At 46.2% G+C, this 22,461-nt stretch carries 18 protein-coding genes and 1 pseudogene; 5 read left to right on the top strand and 14 right to left on the bottom strand.

The genetic code is table 11. From position 1 onward, the window contains the following. Positions 1–4: 4 nt before the first annotated feature. Together gnd and AACV12_RS13875 are read left to right on the top strand one after the other, a co-directional pair. Positions 5–1,453 (top strand): decarboxylating NADP(+)-dependent phosphogluconate dehydrogenase, encoded by a 1,449-nt coding sequence (gene gnd, locus AACV12_RS13880; protein ID WP_017046894.1) that lies wholly within the window; start codon positions 5–7, stop codon positions 1,451–1,453. A gap of 133 nt (positions 1,454–1,586) precedes the next feature. Further along, complete coding sequence (locus AACV12_RS13875) at positions 1,587–1,727, top strand: hypothetical protein (protein ID WP_010320537.1); 141 nt, start codon at positions 1,587–1,589, stop codon at positions 1,725–1,727. A 53-nt stretch (positions 1,728–1,780) separates the two neighbouring features. Here AACV12_RS13875 and AACV12_RS13870 read toward each other — a convergent pair whose 3' ends face one another. Continuing rightward, on the bottom strand, positions 1,781–2,683 hold the full coding sequence (locus tag AACV12_RS13870; protein ID WP_013868169.1) for a LysR family transcriptional regulator: 903 nt from the start codon (positions 2,681–2,683) through the stop codon (positions 1,781–1,783). 110 nt (positions 2,684–2,793) lie between these two features. Between AACV12_RS13870 and AACV12_RS13865 the strand changes: the two genes are divergently transcribed. Both AACV12_RS13865 and AACV12_RS13860 read left to right on the top strand, forming a co-directional pair. Next, complete coding sequence (locus tag AACV12_RS13865) at positions 2,794–3,657, top strand: MBL fold metallo-hydrolase (protein WP_013868170.1); 864 nt, start codon at positions 2,794–2,796, stop codon at positions 3,655–3,657. Further along, positions 3,651–4,274: a DsbA family protein gene (locus AACV12_RS13860; RefSeq protein ID WP_094149348.1), complete on the top strand. Its 624-nt coding sequence runs from the start codon at positions 3,651–3,653 to the stop codon at positions 4,272–4,274. The genes AACV12_RS13865 and AACV12_RS13860 overlap by 7 nt, the downstream gene beginning before the upstream one ends. 45 nt (positions 4,275–4,319) lie before the next feature. Here AACV12_RS13860 and AACV12_RS13855 read toward each other — a convergent pair whose 3' ends face one another. From AACV12_RS13855 to rbsD, 6 genes are all read right to left on the bottom strand, one after another. Continuing rightward, positions 4,320–5,327: a substrate-binding domain-containing protein gene (locus AACV12_RS13855; RefSeq protein WP_013868172.1), complete on the bottom strand. Its 1,008-nt coding sequence runs from the start codon at positions 5,325–5,327 to the stop codon at positions 4,320–4,322. 16 nt (positions 5,328–5,343) lie between these two features. Further along, complete coding sequence (gene rbsK, locus AACV12_RS13850) at positions 5,344–6,264, bottom strand: ribokinase (RefSeq protein ID WP_249371349.1); 921 nt, start codon at positions 6,262–6,264, stop codon at positions 5,344–5,346. Positions 6,265–6,439: 175 nt separating this feature from the next. Continuing rightward, entirely contained in the window at positions 6,440–7,318 is an 879-nt protein-coding gene (gene rbsB, locus AACV12_RS13845; RefSeq protein WP_010320543.1) for a ribose ABC transporter substrate-binding protein RbsB, read from the bottom strand. A gap of 73 nt (positions 7,319–7,391) precedes the next feature. After that, positions 7,392–8,360: a ribose ABC transporter permease gene (rbsC, locus tag AACV12_RS13840; RefSeq protein WP_010320544.1), complete on the bottom strand. Its 969-nt coding sequence runs from the start codon at positions 8,358–8,360 to the stop codon at positions 7,392–7,394. Positions 8,361–8,371: 11 nt separating this feature from the next. Beyond that, positions 8,372–9,877 (bottom strand): ribose ABC transporter ATP-binding protein RbsA, encoded by a 1,506-nt coding sequence (gene rbsA, locus AACV12_RS13835; protein WP_013868175.1) that lies wholly within the window; start codon positions 9,875–9,877, stop codon positions 8,372–8,374. Positions 9,878–9,897: 20 nt separating this feature from the next. Then, a complete protein-coding gene (rbsD, locus tag AACV12_RS13830; protein ID WP_013868176.1) occupies positions 9,898–10,317 on the bottom strand; it encodes a D-ribose pyranase in 420 nt (139 codons plus the stop codon). Positions 10,318–10,623: 306 nt separating this feature from the next. Between rbsD and AACV12_RS13825 the strand changes: the two genes are divergently transcribed. Then, positions 10,624–10,884: a DUF3012 domain-containing protein gene (locus AACV12_RS13825; RefSeq protein WP_170900544.1), complete on the top strand. Its 261-nt coding sequence runs from the start codon at positions 10,624–10,626 to the stop codon at positions 10,882–10,884. A 68-nt stretch (positions 10,885–10,952) separates the two neighbouring features. On the opposite strand, the gene AACV12_RS13820 is transcribed toward AACV12_RS13825, so the two are convergent. From AACV12_RS13820 to AACV12_RS13795, 7 genes and pseudogenes are all read right to left on the bottom strand, one after another. Beyond that, positions 10,953–11,336, bottom strand: a complete 384-nt coding sequence (locus tag AACV12_RS13820) for a hypothetical protein (protein ID WP_019281225.1) — start codon at positions 11,334–11,336, stop codon at positions 10,953–10,955. Further along, the gene (locus AACV12_RS18110; protein ID WP_445286172.1) at positions 11,333–11,908 is read right to left on the bottom strand and encodes a pesticin C-terminus-like muramidase; all 576 of its coding nucleotides are present in this window, start codon (positions 11,906–11,908) and stop codon (positions 11,333–11,335) included. The genes AACV12_RS13820 and AACV12_RS18110 overlap by 4 nt, the downstream gene beginning before the upstream one ends. Next, positions 11,897–14,362: pseudogene (gene tssI / locus AACV12_RS13815) on the bottom strand (type VI secretion system tip protein TssI/VgrG); the annotation flags it as partial. The pseudogene tssI and the gene AACV12_RS18110, both read right to left, overlap by 12 nt. A gap of 142 nt (positions 14,363–14,504) precedes the next feature. Next, positions 14,505–15,023 (bottom strand): Hcp family type VI secretion system effector, encoded by a 519-nt coding sequence (locus tag AACV12_RS13810; protein WP_013868180.1) that lies wholly within the window; start codon positions 15,021–15,023, stop codon positions 14,505–14,507. A 290-nt stretch (positions 15,024–15,313) separates the two neighbouring features. Then, a complete protein-coding gene (glgB, locus tag AACV12_RS13805; RefSeq protein WP_170900540.1) occupies positions 15,314–17,503 on the bottom strand; it encodes a 1,4-alpha-glucan branching protein GlgB in 2,190 nt (729 codons plus the stop codon). 181 nt (positions 17,504–17,684) lie between these two features. After that, complete coding sequence (gene malQ / locus AACV12_RS13800) at positions 17,685–19,862, bottom strand: 4-alpha-glucanotransferase (RefSeq protein WP_026027198.1); 2,178 nt, start codon at positions 19,860–19,862, stop codon at positions 17,685–17,687. A gap of 101 nt (positions 19,863–19,963) precedes the next feature. Further along, entirely contained in the window at positions 19,964–22,417 is a 2,454-nt protein-coding gene (locus AACV12_RS13795) for a glycogen/starch/alpha-glucan phosphorylase (protein WP_013868184.1), read from the bottom strand. Positions 22,418–22,461 lie beyond the last annotated feature (44 nt).

Raw genomic sequence — 22,461 nt, 5'->3', positions numbered from 1 at the left:
ATAAATGAAAGGTGATATCGGTGTAATCGGCCTAGCAGTGATGGGCCAAAACCTTATCCTAAATATGAACGACCACGGTTTTAAAGTGGTAGCTCACAACCGTACCGCGGCAAAAGTCGATGAGTTCCTAGCAGGTCCAGCAAAAGACACCAATATTGTTGGTGCTTATTCACTGCAAGAGTTAGTCGACAAACTGGCGACACCTCGCAAAGTGATGCTGATGGTGCGTGCGGGCCAAGTCGTGGATGATTTCATCGACCAACTGGTTCCGTTACTCGATAAAGGTGACATCATTATCGACGGTGGTAACACGAACTTCCCAGACACCAACCGCCGTGTTGCAGCACTGCGTGAAAAAGGTATTCACTTTATCGGTACAGGCGTTTCTGGCGGCGAAGAAGGGGCACGTTTTGGCCCATCTATCATGCCAGGTGGCGCACCTGAAGCTTGGGAAGCCGTGAAGCCAATTTTCCAAGGTATCTCAGCAAAAACCGAAGCTGGTGAACCTTGCTGTGATTGGGTGGGTAACGACGGCGCGGGCCACTTCGTTAAAATGGTACACAACGGTATCGAATATGGCGACATGCAGCTAATTACCGAAGCTTATCAGTTTATGAAAGACGGCTTGGGTTTAAACCATGATGAAATGCAAAAAGTGTTTGCTGATTGGAATAAGACCGAGCTCGATAGCTACCTAGTGGAAATCACCGCTGATATCTTAGGCTACAAAGACGAAGATGGTGAAGCTCTGGTTGAGAAAATCCTCGATACTGCTGGCCAAAAAGGCACAGGGAAATGGACGGGCATTAACGCACTCGATATGGGTATTCCGCTGACGCTGATCACTGAGTCAGTTTTCTCTCGTTGCCTTTCAGCATTGAAAGATCAGCGCGTTGCTGCCGAAGCGCTGTTTGGTAAGAGCAATATGCAGATCGAAGGTGATAAACAAGAGTGGGTTGACGCACTTCGTCAAGCGCTACTTGCGTCTAAGATCATCTCTTACGCACAAGGCTTTATGCTAATGCGCCAAGCGTCTAACGAGAATGGTTGGAATCTTAACTACGGTAACGTGGCATTGATGTGGCGTGGTGGTTGTATCATCCGCTCCGCATTCCTGAGCAACATTCGTGATGCGTTCGAAGCTAACCCAGAAATCGCCTTCTTAGGTTCAGATGCCTACTTCAAGGGCATTTTGGATAACTGCCTAGCGGCTTGGCGTAAAGTAGCGGCCAAATCAATGGAAGTCGGCATTCCAATGCCATGTATGACCTCCGCGCTCACTTTCTTAGATGGCTACACCACCGCTCGCTTACCGGCTAATTTACTGCAAGCACAACGTGATTACTTTGGTGCTCACACTTATGAGCGTACTGATCGTCCACGTGGTGAATTCTTCCACACAAACTGGACCGGTACAGGCGGCGATACGGCGTCTACCACTTACGACGTATAAAAAATTCGGCTTACGATGAAAAAAGGACTAGCTAAGCCCCTTCATCTACGCCTATAATTTGACCGTCATGGAGGATGTTAACTAGGTTAACATCCTCTATTTTTTTGTTTCCAAAACTACATGAGATCCAAAGATGACCATCAATAAGTTCTATGTATTTGTCCCACAGGCTGTGGAAGAAGACACTCATAGGGAAAATGAAGTTCAATCTGCTATGGAAGCTCAACGTCAGGCATTAGTGCAACAAGCGCAGAAACAAGGCGCAGTAGCATAATCCATAAGCAGAGTGTGGCAACACGCTCTGCTTATCACTCCTCTCTACCTCATCTATAGGCATATCGTTTGCCAATCATGATTCATGAAATACTCCTTTAAGTGATCAATCAAAGCTCTGACAGCGGGTGATAAATGACGCCGAGAAGGATATAAAGCGTAAATGTCCATTTTCTTCGGTTGCCAATGCGCTAACACCTGCTGTAAATCCCCCCTTTCTAACGCACCCTTGGCTAGATAAGTCGGCTGTAAAGCAACGCCCATCCCGTGGATAGCCGCATGTAACAAAGTGGTGGCTTCATTCGCAGTTAGCTGGCATGGCACCTCCACCGATTGATGCTTATCATCTTGTTTTAAATGCCAAATATGTCGCTCAAAGTTTTTGTATCCAAGACAACGATGCTGTGAGAGATCGCTTGGTGTGACTATTGGCTCACAGCGCATGAGATAGTCAGGAGAGGCAACCAATACAGAATCACATTGGGCGATAGGGCGCCCGATTAAAGAAGGATCAGGATCGGCCGCAATACGGATCGCTAAATCAATTCGCTCTGCAATCAAATCTGCGGTTTTATCCTGTACATCAATATCAATTTCGATATTTGGATGCGTATTCAAAAAAGGTTTAACGGCCGGGATCAGTTGAGAAAAGCCAAACGACATGCTGGTCGCAATCCGGATTTTTCCAGATAACGACTGTTGATCCATCAACTGATGTTCTAATTGCTGCGCTTGCTCGACCCATAATTTTATCGCGTCTAGGCATTGAACTCCTGCTGATGTGAGCGATACTTTTCGTGTGGTTCGGTTTAATAACCGAGCTTGTAACCAAGTTTCCATGGTTTCAACATGCCGAGTCACCATAGGACGAGAAATATCCAGCCGTTCCGCTGTCGCCGTAAAACTTTGGGTAATCGCTATATCTAAAAAGACCTGAGCTGCTGTGAGTTTGTCCATGATTAGTTCTAATTAAGAAACAATGATGTCAATTATTAGCTATATATCCGAACAAGTCTAATTCGTATGATAGCTCCCGAACCGATAACATACTCTTTGGATAAATAATCATGAAAACACTGACTCTACTTACAGCAACCACACTCATCAGCAGCACCGCGTTTGCAGCACAACAACCTTTGACACTTGACGTCTACAATGCAGATGGCAATAGCTTCCATGTCAACTCCACTTTGGTTTATGGCGAAACAGAAGCGATGGTGGTTGACACTGGCTTTACTAAAGCCGACGCACTCCGTATTGCAGCAAAAGTACTCGACTCTGGCAAAAACTTAACCACGATTTTTATTAGCCAAGCTGACCCTGATTACTACTTTGGCGCTGAAGTACTGCATGACATGTTTCCACAAGCGAAAGTGCTGACGACTCCTGGCGTACGTGCAACGATTGCAGAAAAACTCGAAGGTAAACTGGCATTTTGGGCTCCCAAAATGGGGGCAAATGCCCCTGTAAAACCAATACTACCAACGGCTTATAATGGCAAAACCTTAACCATTGATGGGCAAACTATTGAAATTCGCGATGCGGATGGAGCATTAGCGCATCGTCCTTATTTATGGATACCAGCCAATAAAGCGATTTTAGGTAACGTCGCGGTATACGGAAATGTTCATTTATGGATGGCTGATGCACAAAGTGATGCGAGCCGCCAAGCTTGGGCGCAACAACTTGATCAAATGAAAGCACTCAAACCAAACGTAGTGATCCCGGGGCATATGACTTCTGGAACAGCGCTTGATGCTTCTTCAATTGAATTTGCACAGCAATATCTTATGGATTTTGCTAAAGCCAAAGCAAACAGCAAAGACAGCGCTCAGTTAATTCAAACCATGCAAAACCTTTACCCTAATGCTGGCCTACCAATGGCTTTAGAAATTGGTGCCAAAGTTCATATGGGTGAGATGAAATGGTAAACGTCCACTATATTTTCGACCCAATGTGTGGCTGGTGTTACGGAGCAACCTCTCTGATTCAGCAGTTGAATGAAATGAGCGGAATCAAACTGCACCTTCATCCGGGTGGAATGATCGAGCGATCGCCTCTTTCAGATGGTTTTCGCCAACATGTACTGCAAGCTGATCAGCGCATTGCTCAGCAAACAGGAGCCGTATTTGGGGAAGGTTACATCACCAAAATCAAAAGTGGCGAAACCGTGATATTGGACTCATACGTTACTGCTCAAGCCATTATTGCAGCGCAATTACTCGGTGTATCGCCAAGTGTTATGCTCAAAAGCATTCAACAAGCGCACTACCAGCAAGGTTTGCCTGTGGCCGATACTGACACATTGGCACTGTTAGCCCAATCGCTTGACCTAGAGCCAAATCAATGGGAACAAGCGATGGAGCAAGCCAAAGCTCAGTTACCAGAGCAGTTAGAGCAGACGCAAAGCTTAATGGCGCAATATCAGCTTTCTGGTTTTCCCTCGATTGTGTATGAAGCAGAGGGGCAATGGCGAACCGTATCTGTTAGCCATTTCTATAATCGACCGCAGCAATGGGCTGATTTCTGGAAAAATATGACTCAGTAATTAGTGCCTCATCCCTCTCTTTAGAAAAGAGAGGGATTTTTCCATCTACTTGTTCATCATTTTGATGCTTTTACGCACCACTAAAGTCGGCTCTAATTGGACAATTTGCGGTTCGAGCGCTTCGTTTTCTAAACGGGCAAGTAAGGTGTCAACTGCCGCTTTACCTAAACGATATTTGGGTTGATGAATAGTGGTTAGAGCTGGCGACATAAAACGGGCGATGTGAATATCGTCATACCCCATCAGCGAAAGATCTTCAGGAATGCGGATCCCTTTTTCATTAGCTGCATTAATCACACCCATTGCCATCATGTCATTAGAGACAAAAATCGCACTCGGCAATGGCCCTTTAGCTAACATTTTATTGAACGCTTCGTAGCCACCTTCACATTCAAAATCGGATTCCACAATCCAATTGGGATAAATGTCCAAACCTGCTTCCAAGACAGCGCGCTTATAGCCTTCATAACGCATTTGAGCTTGATGTCGAATCAATGGCCCGGTAATGCAACCGATTTCTTTATGACCGCACTCAATCAAATAGTTCGCCGCAATATAACCACCACGTAAAGAGTTATCTTGTATTTTATCGCTAGGAAAGAGCATTGGGCCCCAATCCATCACCACAACAGGGATATCTGGGTAGCGTTCAAAAACGTCAATCCGCTCACCTTCTAAGGTGGAACACATCAAAAGTAAGCCATCAACGCGCTTTTGCAGCAGCGTGTTGATAGAGGCTTGCATTCGCTGGCTATCCCCTTCGGTATTACACAAAATAAGGTTATAACCTTTGTGGTAGCAACTGCGTTCTACCCCTTTGACCACTTCGCCAAAAAAGGGGTTCGTCGAAGTGGTCACTAACATACCAATGGTGCGCGTTCGGTTCATTTTGAGACTGCGAGCCAATGCTGACGGGGCATAGTTCAGATCTTGCGCGGCTTTATTGACACGCTCAGCAATTTCATCGCTCACATAGCGAGATTTATTAATGACATGGCTGACGGTAGACGTGGATACACCGGCTAATCTTGCAATATCTTTCATTGTCGCCATGTCTGTTTTTCCTATTCTATTGATGCTGAGCGAGAAACGCGTCCACTTCTACTCGGGTGGGTATTGAGGTTTGCGCGCCAAAACGGGTAACAGAAATGGCTGCCGCAGCATGTGCAAATTTAATGGCTGATTCTAAAGGCATATCTTCCAACAAACCCGTGACCAAAGCACCGTTAAACGTATCACCTGCCGCGGTGGTGTCTGTCACATCGACTTTAAAACCAGCAATCAGTTGACCACGTCCATTTTGGCTTAGCCAAACGCCTTTTGCACCTAAGGTGATCAAGACGATTTCAATCCCTTTTTTATGCAGTTCATTGGCCGCTAACTGTGCCGTGTGATCATCATCAACCGTGATCCCCGTTAAGCGCTGCGCTTCCGTTTCGTTTGGTGTGATCACATCGACACATTCTAGCAGAGTATCAGGCAGATCTCGGGCAGGCGCTGGGTTTAAAATCACATTGGTACGATTTTGTTTGGCGATTTGCGCAGCTTTAATAATGCCATCGATTGGCGTTTCCAGTTGCATCAATAAATATTTGGCCGCACCAATGGCGGCTAAATCCGGTTCAATGGCATCAGCCGTCAGCTTGTCATTCGCCTCTGCCGAAATACAGATGCTGTTTTCTCCGCTGTCCGAGACTTGGATCATCGCAATGCCCGTCGGACAATTGGGCTGCATTTTAACTCCCGTAATGTTGATACCATCGAGCTTAAAATTCTCACGAATATTGATACCGAATGCATCGTCACCCACGCAGGCAATAAAACCGATGTCCGCTTTTAATCGCGCGGCCGCTACAGCTTGGTTGGCCCCTTTACCACCGGGAATAACTTGATAATGACGACCATGCAGCGTCTCGCCCGGGCGAGGAAATGAAGGCACTTGCAAAACATGGTCAGCGTTAACACTACCTAATACCACTAACTGATTCATAATTTGTCCTTTGTTCATGAGTGAACATGTTTGAAATAGAGCTGGAGAGGTTTGGCTTTTGTGGCTTCACCTGAAAAAACAAACCTATCGAGCCTGATTACTGGTTATTGATGACTGAGGGGTTATAGAAGAGGTAGCTCTCTACGAGCCAGTAAAGAGCTACCTACAGCAAAGATTATTTGCTGATGATTTTTAGAGGAACCGGAATGTACTCATCCACTTGTTCGCCTTTTAGCATTTTATCGGCCGTTTCAATGCCAAGTGCACCGATCATGTCTGGTTGCTGAGCAACAGTCGCAGCAAGTTGGCCGCGTTCTACCGCCGCGATACCATCGTCGGTACCATCAAAACCGATGATCATCACCTCTTTGCCTGATGCTTGAACGGCGCGAAGTGCACCCAATGCCATTTCATCATTTTGGGCAAATACGGCTTGAACATCTGGGTTTGCCGCTAGCAGGTTTTCCATTACATTCAAACCTTTAGTGCGGTCAAAATCAGCAGGCTGGCTCGCAAGCAGTTCCATTTCACTGCCTTTCACCGCGTTCATGAAACCTTCTCCACGCTCACGAGCGGCCGATGTGCCGGCAATCCCTTCCAGTTGAATGACTTTGGCTTTTGCACCGATTTTTTCGACGATAAAGTGACCGGCCATTTCACCACCGACTACGTTATCAGAAGCGATGTGGCTCACAACATCACCACGGCTTGCACCGCGATCCAGTGTCAACACTGGCACTTTAGCGCGGTTGGCCATACGAATGGCGTTAGAGACGGCATCAGAATCGGTTGGGTTGATCAAAATCGCTTTAACGCCACGAACGGTTAAGTCTTCTACGTTTGATAGCTCTTTGCTTGGATCATTTTGTGAATCCAAGACGATCAGGTTGTAGCCTAGCTCTTTCGCTTTCGCTTCTGCGCCATCTTTCATGGTGACAAAAAATGGGTTGTTCAGAGTGGATAGTACAATCGCCATGGTGTCTTGCGCATGCGCAGCCACAGAGACAGTGGTGGAAAGTAGAGCAGCAGAGATTAAAGTTGCAAGTTTTTTCATCTTTATAGTCCTTTTTGTAGGGGCCGTTTTAAAGCTAATATGGCTCGCTTTAAAACGGAGGTTTTCTATCGTGTTACTTATTTTTGTTATCCACGAGTACCGCGAGCAAAATAACCACGGCTTTCGCAATCATTTGGTAGTAAGAAGAGACATCAAGCAGGTTCAGCGCGTTATTAAGAAAGCCGATGATCAGCGCCCCAATTAACGTGCCCATAATGCGTCCTTTACCACCCATCAAGCTGGTACCACCAAGTACGACGGCAGCGATGGCATCCAGCTCATAACCCATACCAGCAGTCGGTTGCGCAGAAGAGAGGCGAGACGTGACGATGATGCCAGCCAGCGCAGCCAATAGACCGCAGATGGCGTACACACCAATTTTCACGCGATCCACATTAATACCTGACAATCGAGTCGCAGACTCATTGCCACCTAGCGCGTAAACATAGCGGCCAAAACGTGTATGGTTGAGTAAGTACCAAACCGCAGCAAAGACCACCACCATCATCCACACCGGAACGGGAATACCCAACGCGTAACCTGTACCAAACCAAGCAAAAGCATCTGCAGTATCGGTAAAACCTGTCGAAATTGGACGCCCATCGGTATAAACCATGGTCACACCACGCAGTAAGGTCATAGTGACTAAGGTGGCAATAAACGCCTGCACTTTACCTTTGGCGATAATGATGCCGCTAATCGCACCCAGTGCCGCGCCAGCAAGTAACGCTGTAGGGACTGCGATAATGACAGGAATCTCAAGACCAATCATGGTTGCAGCAAAAGCGCCGCACAACGCCAGTACCGAGCCAACACTCAAATCGATACCTGCCGTTAGAATAACCAAGGTCATCCCCACAGCGATAATGGCGTTGACTGAGGTTTGGCGCAAAATGTTCAGTATGTTGTCAACCGTGAAGAAATTGGGGTTTAAAAAAGAGACAACGACCACTAAAAAAAGCAAAGCAATCAGTGATTTTTGCTCAATGAGCCACTCTTTACTGATCCATTTTCTGCGGTTAGTTTGGGTTGAATTACTCATGCTGTTACTGCTCATGCTGCTTCCTCATTGATCTTTTTGCCTACCGCACAGGCGAGTAGAATCTCTTGGTTGGCTTGTTTGGCACTGAATTCGCCGCTGATTCGACCTTCATGCATCACCAAAATTCGGTCACTCATCCCTAGCACTTCTGGCATCTCTGACGAGACCAAAATAATGCTCATCCCTTCGGCTTTAAATTGGTTAATCAATTGGTAAATCTCTTTTTTGGCTCCGACGTCAACCCCGCGTGTGGGTTCATCCAAAATCAAAACTTTGGGACGTGTCATCAACCCTTTCGCAATCGCTACTTTTTGCTGATTGCCACCGGACAAATTACCAATGATTTGATCACGAGATGGCGTTTTGATGTTGAATAGGCGAATGAAATCTTCCACTGCGATGACTTCATCACTGTGTTGAATCTGTACACCTTTGCTAAATTTATTCAACGCACACAGTGACATGTTCTCTTTCACCGACAGGCCAAGAACCAAACCGTCCCCTTTGCGATCTTCTGAAATATACGCGATACCGTTTGCAAGGCCATCTTGTGGGCTGACTGGGTTGATGGTTTTGTTCTCAAGGTTAATCACGCCTCGCTCACTGGGCAGCGCGCCGTAAATCACTTTCATTAATTCAGTGCGCCCTGCGCCCATCAAACCCGAGACACCGAGGATTTCACCTCGTTTGAGCGTAAAATTAATGTCATGCACACCTGAGCCCGTAAGGCCTATCACTTCAAGACAAGTGTCGCCGTGCTTTACCTCAATACGTGGGTACTGTTCTTCTAATTTCCGGCCGACCATCATCTCAATCAGGCCATCTTCATTGGTGTCAGACACTTTGCACTGGCCAATGAATTTGCCATCACGTAACACAGTAATGTCGTCACAAATTTCAAAAATTTCTTTCAACCGATGTGAGATATAAACAATGCCGCAACCTTGTTCACGCAGCTCGTTAATCACATTAAATAACGATTCAGTTTCGGTATCCGTCAGCGCATCCGTCGGCTCATCCATGATGATCACTTTCGACTCAAATGAGAGCGCTTTTGCAATCTCAACCATCTGTTGCTCACCAAGGCTTAAGTCACCCAACAAGGTCTTGGAGCTGTGTTTAACATTTAAGCGAGCCAGTAGTTTGTCGGCTGCTTGGTACATTTCATTCCATAAAATTCGCCCCATCGCACCGGTTATCTCTCTACCCAGAAAAATGTTTTCAGCAATGGTTAATTCCGGAATCAAATTCAACTCTTGGTGAATAATGCTGATGCCCGCTTGTTGTGAATCTCGTGGGCCTTTAAAGGCGGCTGGTTTTCCTTGGTAAGTGATAGAACCCGCATCCAATGAATAGATACCCGTCAACACTTTCATTAAAGTTGATTTACCCGCGCCGTTTTCGCCCATCAACGCCATCACGCGGCCGGGGTAAACATTGAGGCTAGCTTTATCGAGCGCTTTCACGCCGGGGAACGCTTTTTCAATCTCACTGAGCGCTAAAATTGCTTGAGTCATAGTGGATCCTCAATCGCGGCTTAAAACACGACGCCTGCTTGAAAAATAACATTCGCATACGGCGTACATTCGCCTGTTCTTACCACGGCGCGGCTACGCATAGTGCGCTCTTTAAAATCTTGATGAGAGAGGTAAGTGACAGCAATCGCTTTCTCGCACAACTCCTCTTCCGCTTTCAGCTCAGCAAGCAGCGCTTTGTGATGCTCAGGGCTTACTTGTGCAAACTCTTCAGCAATGATCACACCTTCAATTTGAGATTCAGAAAGAATCACGCGGACCGTGTCAATAAAACCGGGAATACCGTGAGTTAATGCTAAATCAATACGCTGCACTTCATCGGGAATGGGCAAACCTGCATCACAAATTGTGATTTCGTCGGTATGCCCTAAAGTAGCCACCAAGTAAGAGAGTTCCGAGTTTAATAGGGTACTTTTTTTCATTGTTATACCTTCACGTTAGGCTTTATGTTTCGCTTTTTGACACCTTTCTATCACTCTTGAATCGTTCAAGAAAATCTCATCGAAACGTTTCGATGAATCCTAGCGTAGCAAAAATAATTTGCACGATGCGAAAATAGGTAATGTGATTTTGATCGTTGATTAGTGAGCTGAGGAGTAAAAAAGAGTGAGGATCATCACTGAGTGATTTGTCATTAGATGCCCATTTTTAGCATAGGATTAACACTGAGACCGTGATTTTCGGTATAGTCACTCCGAACAAAAATCGCATCCATTTGGAACTCAAACATGAAAAAAATAGCCTTGGTATTGTTTACTGCATTTTCACTCGCCGCCTGCTCAGAAGTAGGCAGCGAAGCATGGTGTCAAGATATGAAAGAGAAACCAAAAGGCGAATGGAACGCCGGGCAGGCGGTGGATTATGCAAAGCACTGTGTCTTCCAATCACAAATTGGCAGCGACGCGTGGTGTGAAGGTATGAAAGACAAGCCAAAAGGTGATTGGACAGCGAATGAGGCTGGTTCTTACGCTAAATATTGTGTGCTGTAAGAAGGGAGTCCCCAGAGCTAGGTTGGCTCTGGGAGATTGCAAATAAAAACATGATGTTCTACAAAAATCTATTTAGCGAAATCTTCACATACATCACTAACCATTTTTATTGCTACGTATTCATTAGCATACTTACGTATAATCATCGGAGTTTGAGTATCATAACTGCCCCACTTTGCTTTATCTATAAAACAAATATGTATTCCACTACTGGTTTCTTTAAGAAACTTAATCTCATACTTCCAATAATCACTTTCAATCAGAATTGATTCATTTGATATCTTCGGTTTAGGTAAATCCAACTGTGGAAAATAGCGCTGATTCTCAGATATTTTCTGCATAAGCGAGCTATTAAACGATGTTATATCTAAGGATTTATATATTTCATTGCTTGAAAATGCATGAGCATAGGATGTTATTATACAAAAAAGAAACACCAGTGATTTTTTCATTTTATTTCTCCTATTAATTTTGCTTCTTTTTTTCTGCGCGTGGGATATTTATCACCAAATTTCATTAAGTTATCATACATTTCTACCCAATTTTGTTCGATGGCTTGCTTCCAGAAATTTTCTGTCTCTGATGGTAAATAACCATATTGGTATGACAATGAAGCAATGACAGTTTGAGCCTGCCACGGTAAACATTCAAACTTTGTCGTCTTGGATATTCGATTGTATAAATCAACAATACGTTTTGTCTCTGATTTTTTTACTTTTGATACTAGAATTTCTAATTCAAAATCGTTAACCATAAGAGGATTCTTAATCAAAATAGCTTCAGCTTCACTCTTTTTATAACCAAGATAAGGTGTAAGCTTATTTACCAAAGAAGCAGGGAGACCTAAAGCAATTAAATCTGATTTTGAGCGTGCTCCCAAATCAAATCCTGAAGCAATAGTGACACCACTATTACTATTTTCGACATCAGGAACATATCCTTTCTTTTTTACTCCTTCAAGTTCTTTAATGAAGTCAAAATTGATCATCAATTTACACTGCGATTTTGACTCCCAACCATCCATCAAAGCTTCATCCAGTGCAAGTAATGTGCCTTGGCCAACAATACCATCAATGGGGCCAATGCTGTATGACGGATGCGTTTGATGGCTGGGTTGATAACTTTTTTGGAACTGTTCGATGGCCGTTTTGGTTTTATTACCGAAATCACCATCGGCTTGCAAATCAAATTTCATTTTGATTAACGCTTGCTGAATCAAGCTCACTTCTTCGCCATTGTTGCCTTTTCTGAAAGCGCTGGCTTGTTTCTTCGCTAACTTTTCCAGCTCTTCTGAAGGTTTCAACACATCCGATTGTAGCAGTGATGCTTTATCTTCGTTTTGTGCATCCTCTTTTGGGCTCTCTTCCTGAGCGCTCTTTTCTGCCACCTTCGCTTCTGACTGCTTTTCTGATGATGCAGATGATTTCTGCGCAGCGTATTGTACTGCGGCAGCCTCAAAATGAGTGATCACATTCGCTTGGCCGCTTTGCATGGTCGCGTTAATTGCACTCGCTTGCAATTCGGCTGGAACTTTCATATCAAGTAGTGGGGTTGCCAACATGGCGGATTGCCCACCATAAGCGCTACCGCTGCCCGCACTTCCGCCAGCATTGAGGTTAATCGCAGGACCAACGATGTGCACGCCACCGGCATCCACTTTGACAAAGCTGCCACCCGCTTTTAAAGTCACTTCAGCCCCAGCTTCTACAACGATTTTAGCTCCCGCTTTAAGGCTGATTTCGCGCCCTGTTTGTATCGCGGTCAGTTTGGCCACTTTATGCTGTAATGACCCGCTAATCTCTACACTGCTATCTTTGGTTATGTTATCGCGGCTTTCTCCCTCCACCGTGAGGTAGTGGTTATGTTTAACGTGCGTAAACTGGTCGTTATCCACCGTGAGGTGCTGGTCGTGCTTGATGTGCGCCGTGGCATCATTGAGCACCAAAGCATCTAAGTCTTTTTGCGCGTGTAGGTAGATTTTCTCTTGCGCCGCTTGGTCTTCAAAGCTCAGCTCGTTAAACCCTTCTCCTTGGTGCGTTTCACTGCGCAGCACGGTTTTGGTTTTATTATCCGGCAGTGTGTACGGCGCTTTGTTGGTGGCATGGTAGGTACGGCCTGTCACTATCGGTTGGTCTGGGTCGCCGTTGAGAAACGAGACGATGACTTCATGACCAATGCGCGGAATGGCTATCATGCCATATTGGCTGCCAGCCCAACCTTGTGAGACACGCACCCAGCACGAGCTGTGTTCATCGCCGTTGGAATATCTGTCCCACGGGAAATGCAGTTTGACGCGGCCATGTTCGTCGCAGAAGATTTCTTCGCCGTCAGGGCCCACGACTAACGCCATGCAAGGGCCATCCACTTGAGGTTTGGCTTGCGGTGTCGCACGCCACGTGACATCGGCAGGAATGAGCGTGAATTGGTTGCTGTACGTGGTCGCGCCACTGCCGCCCTCTTCTTCCAATGCTTGTGGCTGACGCCCTTGGTGGTGCACTTGCACTACAACCCAGTCGCGGTTCGCGCTGTCGTCAAGGTGCTCTTGTAAGTCAAACTTTGTGCCCGCTTGCAGGCCCGGATGGTTACTTTTTCCGGTCGCGGTACGCGCTTCTCGTCGTAAGTACTCTAAGCGAATTTGATTAAAGGCTTTGCCGCTGACGTCGTCTTTAAAGCGACCCGGTGCATCAAAGTGTTCGTAGGTCGCTTGCTGGTAATCCATCTCGCGCCCTTGCGCTTGCTGAGCAAACGAGTAGCTCGGCTTTTTAAAGCTGTAATCTTGCAGCGCGCTGTGGCTCACTTCGGTTTGGCTGTGTTGCGTTAATTGCGACACATAAGGGCTCTCCATCACGCCACCTGCGAGGGCGTTGTAAGGGATAGGCGTTTCTCGCTTCGTCAGGCTTTGGCTGTCGTCACTGAAAAAGAGGGTGTGTTTCCCCTCTTCATGAATGAAGTGATACACCAAGCCTTCTTCGGCGGCTAAGCGGTGCAAGAAGTCGATATCCGTCTCACGGTACTGCACGCAGAATTCACGCTGAGCACACTCACGCTTCAGCGAGAAGGCGTAGTCGTTAATGCCCATTTCTTGCAGTACGATGGAGAGGATTTCGGGAACGGTTTTGAGCTGGAAAATACGGCTGTTTTGGCGCAGTGATAACCGCTCTAATGCCGGGACTAAGGTCAGTGAATAAAAGGTGTGATGATGGCCAATATCGCCTTTACTGAACTGGCGCACAATGCCGTGCACGCGCTGCACGACAAGGCCATCACGCAACATCTCAAGCTGAGCGGTTTTGTCCACCAGCTCCAGCGCTGTTAAGCCAGATTGGCGACTGGCCAGTTTTATCTCATAGCGAAAACCGTAGCAATGCAGGCCCGCTTGCGCGCTATCAGACAGCGATTCCACGCCTTGGTATTCACGCACCACCAACGTGTCGTCTGCCAAACCCTCCACGGTGAGCCTAAAACTTAACCTTGCCATCTTTGTTCCCTTCCACATTTGAATGTCGAAAAACCTTAAGCTCAATACATAACTAGGCTACGTACTGAGCTTAAGGTTTTGGTGTGGGCCACTCACCCCAAGGACATGAAACACGAGTGAGCGACCCAAAAACTAAGCGTGATTACGCTTCAACAGGCTTGCGCCAGTCGTCAGAGCCTGAAGTACCCGCATTCACGTGATCCCACAGGATTTTACGGTAAGACATAGAAACCGTAACGTTTTGTGTGAAGTCGCCGTTCGCTGGATCTTGGCAGTGTGGCATTTCACAGTGAATGTCCACGATAGACGCGCTTTCGAGTGTAGTAGTGAAGAAGTTCTCTTGCTTACCTTCGATAGAAGTGCGGTACCATTTTAGCTCAACCGATTTCATCTTCTCGCCAGACGCCAGTGCGTTATAAAGAAGAGGAACCGCTTTGTTTAGCGCTACGGTGAATTTAAATGGTTTGTGAACACGTTGACCAGAAGGCTGACCTGATTGTGGATCAGTCGGTACAGTTACAACGTGGTCAAATTGTTGAACCAACATTTGGTCTTCATGACCTTCAACGAACGCATCACCGATTGAATCAGTAGACAGAGCACCAGCAGTGATCAGGCCCTGAGTTTCGCCTTCGATAGAGATATAACATGGAGTTGGCATTGCAAATTCCTTACTTTAATGATGAATGGTATGAAACAAGTTCACTCGTCATAGAGCAAAGTCAGTGCCAACTCTATTACTATTTAAAATCAAACACTTATATTGTATGTATTTTTGATTGAGCAAAAACCTGCCCAGTATGAGCAAGATATTGCTTCGATGGGTAAAAACTTACCCTCATTCTGAGACAGCCAGATGTAAAAATCCCGATTCACACTGTAAATCGGGATTTTGATGTTGAGACTTCACAAGGAACCATTCAACTCATTAAATTGCAATGGGGTTGACAACTATACCCTTGTCTCTAGCTTATAGTAGAGAGTTGCCAGTGGCGGTACACAGACCAAAATAGATTGGTCTAAACCCTCACTCTCAACGTTTTCAGTCAGTACACGGTTTTTGACTTCAAAACCACTACCGCCATAGTGTCTATCATCTGTATTAAGCAGTAATTGATACTCACCTTTGACAGGCATACCTAAACGAAAAGCTTGGTGAGGAACAGGGGTAAAATTGGTGATAATTAAAATACGTTCACCGCAGTCACTCATGCGTTCATGCGCAAGAATGCTCGCATCGGCCGCATCTTGTAAGCGCCACTCAAAGCCACGAGGCTCACTGTCTAACTCAAAAAGTGCAGGCTCGGCTTGATACATCTTATTGAGATCTCGCGTTAAATTCTGCACTCCTTGATGGCGTTCAAACTGCAATAAGAACCACTGAAGTTGGTCATCATGATTCCATTCTGCCGTTTGACCAAATTCAGTGCCCATGAAGTTGAGTTTTTTACCCGGCTGGCCATACATGTAACCCATATAAGCACGCAAGTTTGCCGTTTGTTGCCACTCATCGCCGGGCATTTTGTTGTGGATCGAACCCTTGCCGTACACCACTTCATCGTGTGATAGCGACAACACATAGTTTTCACTGTGTGCATAGACTAACGGGAAGGTGATGACGTTGTGATGGTATTTACGATGGACGGGATCTTCTTTTATATAGGCCAAACTGTCGTGCATCCAGCCCATATTCCATTTGAAACCAAAACCTAAGCCGCCCATAAAGGTTGGCGCTGAAACGCCGGGAAAAGCTGTTGATTCTTCAGCAATGGTCATAGCATTCGGGAAGTGTTTGTACACTTCTTCGTTCATCCACTTTAAGGTGGCAATCGCATCGTAATTTTCTCTGCCGCCATCCACATTTGGGATCCACTGATCATGGCTGCGTGAGTAGTCGAGGTAGAGCATCGAAGCAACGGCGTCGACCCGAATGCCATCGATATGGAACTGTTCAAACCAATATAACGCATTCGAGACTAAGAAACGGCGCACATGTTCACGGCCAAGGTCGTAAATATACGAACTCCAATCTTGATGCCAACCACGGCGCGGATCAGGATCATGGAATAAAGGAGTGCCATCAAAATTGGCTAAACCATGACTATCGGCAGGAAAATGTGCGGGAACCCAATCGAGCACCACACCTAGGCCGGCTTGGTGACATTGATCAACGAAATATTTAAAATCATCGGGCGTACCAAAACGGCTCGTTGGCGCAAATAAGCCAACAGGTTGATAGCCCCAAGAACCATAAAATGGATGTTCAGAAACGGGCATAAGCTCTACATGGGTATAGCCTAAATCCACCAAATAAGGCACCAGTTGATCAGCCAGCTCACGATAATTTAAAAATTCACCCGCCGAATTACGACGCCAAGAGCCCACGTGCAACTCATAGAAAGAGAGCGCTTGCTTGCGCTTTTCGGTGATGGGGCGAGCTTGCCACGTACTGTCTTGCCATTCATAACGCCGATGATCATACGTCACTGAAGCAAACGAAGGGTATTGCTCAGCATAGTGACCCCAAGGATCGGCTTTGTGCGGTAACCCTTCACCATGAGGCCCTTTCAATTCAAATTTGTATTGCGTACCTTCGGGTAAGTTGGGCATGAAAATCCCCCAAATACCGTAATCAAGGCGCTGCATTGGGTTACGGCGTCCATCCCATTGGTTAAATGCGCCAATCAAACTGCACGCTTTGGCATGCGGTGCGTAGACTAAAAAACGGATACCTGAGATTTGTTTACCACCACGTTCCATGGTCACGAACTGCGAACCCATGTGGTGATACATCGATTTCGGCGTATGTAAATCATCATATTCAGCGTATAAACCATGGTACTGATATGGGTCATCGATGAGCTGTTCGACACCTGCCCAATCGACCGCCAATTGGTAGTGGGTAAAACGTAAATCAATATCTGATTTTAGGATGAAACCCGACTCATCTTCACGCCCAAGCAGAATGCGGGGTTGATTTTCCACCACCAGCTCAACTTTTTCGGCACCCGGTATCCAAACACGTAGCGCACCTTGATCGGGTGCGAGGTAAGGGCCTAAAAATGAGAATGGATCTGTAAATGATGCATGGGAAAGTTGGCTATATGCCTGCTTTAGCTTTGAAAGCTTTTTTGTTTTCATATCCCTACTCCTAACCTAACTTTCTTTAAACGTATAAAAATGCCCGCTAAAATGGCGGGCATACTAGCGAGGTTCAGTGTACCGAACTCTGCTGTTACATTGAGTGACCTAGACTAAAATTCTTCATGCCATGATTAAGAAAGATAACACTAAGCCACATCAAGGTTTATTCAGTAAGTGATTATTTACTTACACTCGCTCGCACTTCCGTTAAACGTGCAGCAATGCGATTGACATTATCACGCGCAAATACTTCATCCAAATTCATTGAAAGTTTACGACGCCAGTTAGGGTACTCATTAACGGTGCCCGGAATATTAACGGGTTTATCCATTTCCAACCAATCTTCTAACTGAATACTTAACAAGGTCGATGCGCCAGATGCAACGTGCAATTGCAGCGCCTCACTTAAATACGAATCCATTGGAACAAGGCTTGCATCGCGCCCCACACCCTCAGGCAAATAACCATGCCATGCCACCGAATCCAAAATGCCTTGTTTACATTTCAAACGGTCCTCAAACAAGGCTTCGAGCTGGGCTTGATCGGGGTACAAACCAATTTCGCTCCCCATTTTGAGATCATCGCAATGCCAGAAACCACGCAACGTTGGCATATCATGTGTGCACAGTGCCGACATCGATTGAGCGGCGTAATGTTTCGGTGAGATAAAGCCGCCATCTTCTGCGGTTTCAAAGAAGAACACTTTATAAGAGTGAACACCCGCGTCGGCTAAAATATCGACGATTTCATCAGGTACTGTACCCAAATCTTCGCCAATCACGCTACATTGATGGCGGTGAGATTCCAACGCTAAAATCGCGAGCATATCTTGTACTGGGTAGTAGATATAAGCACCCTTAGTGGCATTTTCACCTTTTGGTACCCACCACAAGCGCAGTAAACCAAGTACATGGTCAATGCGTAGCGCACCACAATGTTTCATATTGGCGCGCAGTAGCTTGATATAAGCATCGTAAGCGGTTGCTTGTAATACTTGTGGATTAAGCGGTGGTAAGCCCCAATTTTGACCCAGTGGTCCAAGAATATCGGGCGGTGCGCCAATGCTGGCGTCTAAAATCAAGTTACCGGCATCAGCCCAAGTTTCAGAGCCTGAATCAGCCACACCCACCGCAAGGTCGCGGTATAAGCCGACCGCCATGCCTTTTTCTTCCGCGAGTGCTTGGGCTTCATTAATTTGGCCATCAGCAATCCACTGCAAGTACATGTATAGGTGAACTTTATCTTGATTGTCTTCGATAAATTTCTGTACTGCGCTGTTTTCAAACCGACGATATTTTTCAGGGAAAACCGGCCAACCCCATACATTCGGATCTTGGGCATGTAAATCGACATGCAGCGCATCGAATGCCGCTTGGTGCACTAAGCTCTCACCACCTTCTTCAACGAAATTCAAAAAGGCTTGTGCGCGATCGCTATTTTTATCTAAATGGCGTTTTTTAAATTCGGTGAACAGGAGTGGCAAGACACTCATTTTTAATGTTGCAACTTCTGTATAGTTTACCCAATGCGCTTCACGTACTTTCTGAAGACGTTGCTGAAACTCCGCACTGCCTACTTTTTGCTGCGCATCCGCACTCAAAGCAAATTCAGGCACTGAACTCACGTCAATGTATAAAATATTGAGCCAACGGCGTGACGATGGGCTGTAAGGACTCGCTCCTTCAGGGTTTGCAGGAAAGAGAGAATGAATCGGGTTAAGACCGACAAAATCGCCGCCACGAGAGGCAATATCCGCCACTAACTGTTTTAAGTCGCCAAAATCACCAATACCCCAGTTGTGCTGAGTACGCAGCGTGTAAAGCTGCACACTCGGGCCCCACAATTTTTTACCTTCAGTAATAGGCGCTTGTTTGTAACAGGCTTTTGGCGTCACTATCAGCGTGAGCTCATACGGTGTTTTACGGCGTTTCCGTGTCACCAACAGTTTGTGATATCCCCATGCCAAATCGCTTGGCAATGCAAACACTAAAGGGCCACCCTCAGCGCGTTCATCACGAACGACTTGCGATTGAAGATAGCCTTCAAGTACCTCTCCTTGCTCGGTTTCTAAGCGCCAGTTAAATTCGCTTTCACGTGCGCTGGCACCTAGATAAAGTGGCACTTCCACCGCTTCACCTTCACGAATAACGAGAACAGGATCTAATACATCTTTCTTGTGTTTCTTTTCTGCTGATTTCAGCAGCGTTTCATCATTGGTTGTGTCATAGCCCAAAGACGCCAATAAGCGGATAATGGTTTCATCTTCCACTTTCGCTTCGTCGCCCCACGCGCTTATGTAGCTGTCGGCAATGTTCGCCATCGCCGCTACTTGTTTTAATGCGTTTAGTTGTTTCATCGCTTTCTCCGAAGGGACTTCTTTCCCCTTCAAATGGGTAGGGTTTTATTATAATGAGTCATCATAGAGCCAAGGCTCTAAGGCCTTGGCTTACTTGAAAATTAACGTTTAACGGTTTCTAATTTCCAGATGTTGTTAACGTAATCACGGATACTGCGGTCAGAGCTGAACTTACCCACCAACGCGGTGTTAAGAATCGCTTTCTTCGCCCAGCCAGCCTGGTCACGGTACTGTTTGTCCATCGCCTGATGCGCTTGTACATACGAAGCGAAGTCAGCCAGCACTAGGTATGGATCACCACCATCAAGCAAGCTATCGAACGTGGCTTTCAATTTGCCCGGAGCGCCTGGGGTAAACTCTTCACCCACCAACAAATCCAGTGAAGCCTTAAGCAGCGGATCCGCATTGTAGTAATCATATGGGTTATAACCACTGGCTTTTAACGCTTCGACTCCGTCCACTTCCAAACCGAAGATGTAGATGTTGTCATCACCCACTTCCTCACGAATTTCCACGTTTGCACCATCCATCGTACCTATGGTTAAAGCACCATTTAGCGCCATTTTCATGTTACCGGTACCGGATGCTTCTTTACCTGCGGTAGAAATTTGCTCGGATACATCGGCAGCAGGAATGATGATTTCAGCTATGCTCACGCGGTAATCAGGAATGAAAACTACTTTTAGCTTGTTACCAATGCGCGGATCGTTATTCACTTTTTCCGCAATTTTATTGATGGCGTAGATGATCTCTTTAGCTAGGTGGTAACCCGGTGCCGCTTTAGCCGCGAAGAACACCACGCGCGGCGTCATATCGAACGTTGGGTCATTCACTAAACGATGATACAAAGAGAGAATATGTAACATATTCAAATGCTGACGTTTGTATTCATGCAAGCGTTTGATCTGCACATCAAAGATGGCATTGGTATCAAGCTCAATACCCATGTTCTCTGATACCCAATCAGCCAGACGCTGCTTGTTGTGTTTCTTAACCGCCATAAACTCTTTTTGGAATTTCGCATCGTCAGCGTATTGCGCAATCGCTTCTAGCTGGTCAAGGTGCGCTGGCCACTCAGTGCCAATTTTTTCCGAAATAAGCGCCGACAAACCTGGGTTACAAAATTTCAACCAGCGACGCGGCGTAATGCCGTTTGTCACGTTATGCAAACGTGTTGGGTAAAGCTCGTGGAATTCTGGGAAAAGATCGCGTTTTACCAACTCCGAGTGCAGCGCCGCCACACCGTTCACAGCGTAAGAGCCAACCACACAAAGGTTTGCCATACGCACTACACGGTGGAAACCATCTTGAATGATGGAGAGTTTTTGCTGTTTCGACACATCACCCGGCCACTTGGCTCGTACTTCTTGCAGGAAGCGGTGGTTGATTTCGTAAATGATTTCCATATGGCGAGGAAGCAAACGCTGGATCAACGACTCGCTCCAGGTTTCGAGTGCTTCAGGCAGTAGCGTATGGTTGGTATAGGCGAACGTTTTTGAGCTGATCGCCCATGCTTCATCCCAACCCATGCCTTTCTCATCAATCAAGATACGCATCAATTCAGGAATGGAAATCGTTGGGTGAGTATCGTTTAGCTGAACGGTTTGATATTTAGGAAGATCAGCAATGTCATGACCCGCCGCCGCATGACGACGCAAAATGTCACGCATTGACGCCGCGCTATGGAAATATTGCTGCATCAAACGCAGTGTCTTGCCTTTTTCGTGGTTATCGTTTGGATAAAGTACTTTGGTAATGTTGCCTGCATCAATCAAGGCATGCTGTGCTTCAAAGTAGTTACCGTTGTTGAAATCAGCCAGTGAGAAAGGCGCAATTGCGCGACATTCCCATAAACGAAGTGGGTAAACCGTGTCGCTTTCATAGCCGACGATCGGTAAATCCCAAGGCATTGCTTGGACAAACATACTCGGAATCCAACGGCGTTTTTCCACACCATTGTCATTGATAACGTCAACATGGCCGTAAAAACCAATCTCTTGTGCTAGGTGTGGTCGTGCCACTTCCCACGGGTAGCCTTCAACACAACGCCACTCATCAGGAGCTTCTTGTTGGTGGCCCTCACTAAAAGATTGCTTAAACAAACCATATTCATAATGTAAACCATAACCTACGGTTGGGTACTCTTGCGCAGCGCACGAATCCATGAAACATGCCGCAAGTCGCCCTAAACCACCATTACCTAAGGATGGGTCACGTTCTTCTTCTAATAAATCCGTTAGGTTCTGACCTAAATCAGCCATCGCTTCCGTGATTTGCTCATACAGGCCCATGCTGATGAGGTTGTTGCCCGTTAAACGGCCAATCAAGAACTCAAGTGATAAGTAGTTCAGACCCTTAGCGTTAACAATGCGCTCGTCTTGCTCAGTTTCGAGTAGATCAAACATCGTTAATTCAGCCAGTGCGCGCCCCATTGCGAGATACCATGAACGGCTATCTGCATTTTCAATGGTGGTAGCGTAGGTGGCAGTCAGGTGTTTCTTTACGTTGTCTTGGAACGAAGCTTTATCAAACTTCTTCTGTTGCGTAGGTTTCATTAGCGAAATCTCACTTAGTCGTTTTAATTCATCTTCGGCATATC

Source organism: Vibrio sp. 2-2(8) (genome assembly GCF_963888495.1).
GTDB lineage: Bacteria > Pseudomonadota > Gammaproteobacteria > Enterobacterales > Vibrionaceae > Vibrio > Vibrio anguillarum.
This window is presented reverse-complemented; position numbering and strand designations above follow the sequence as displayed.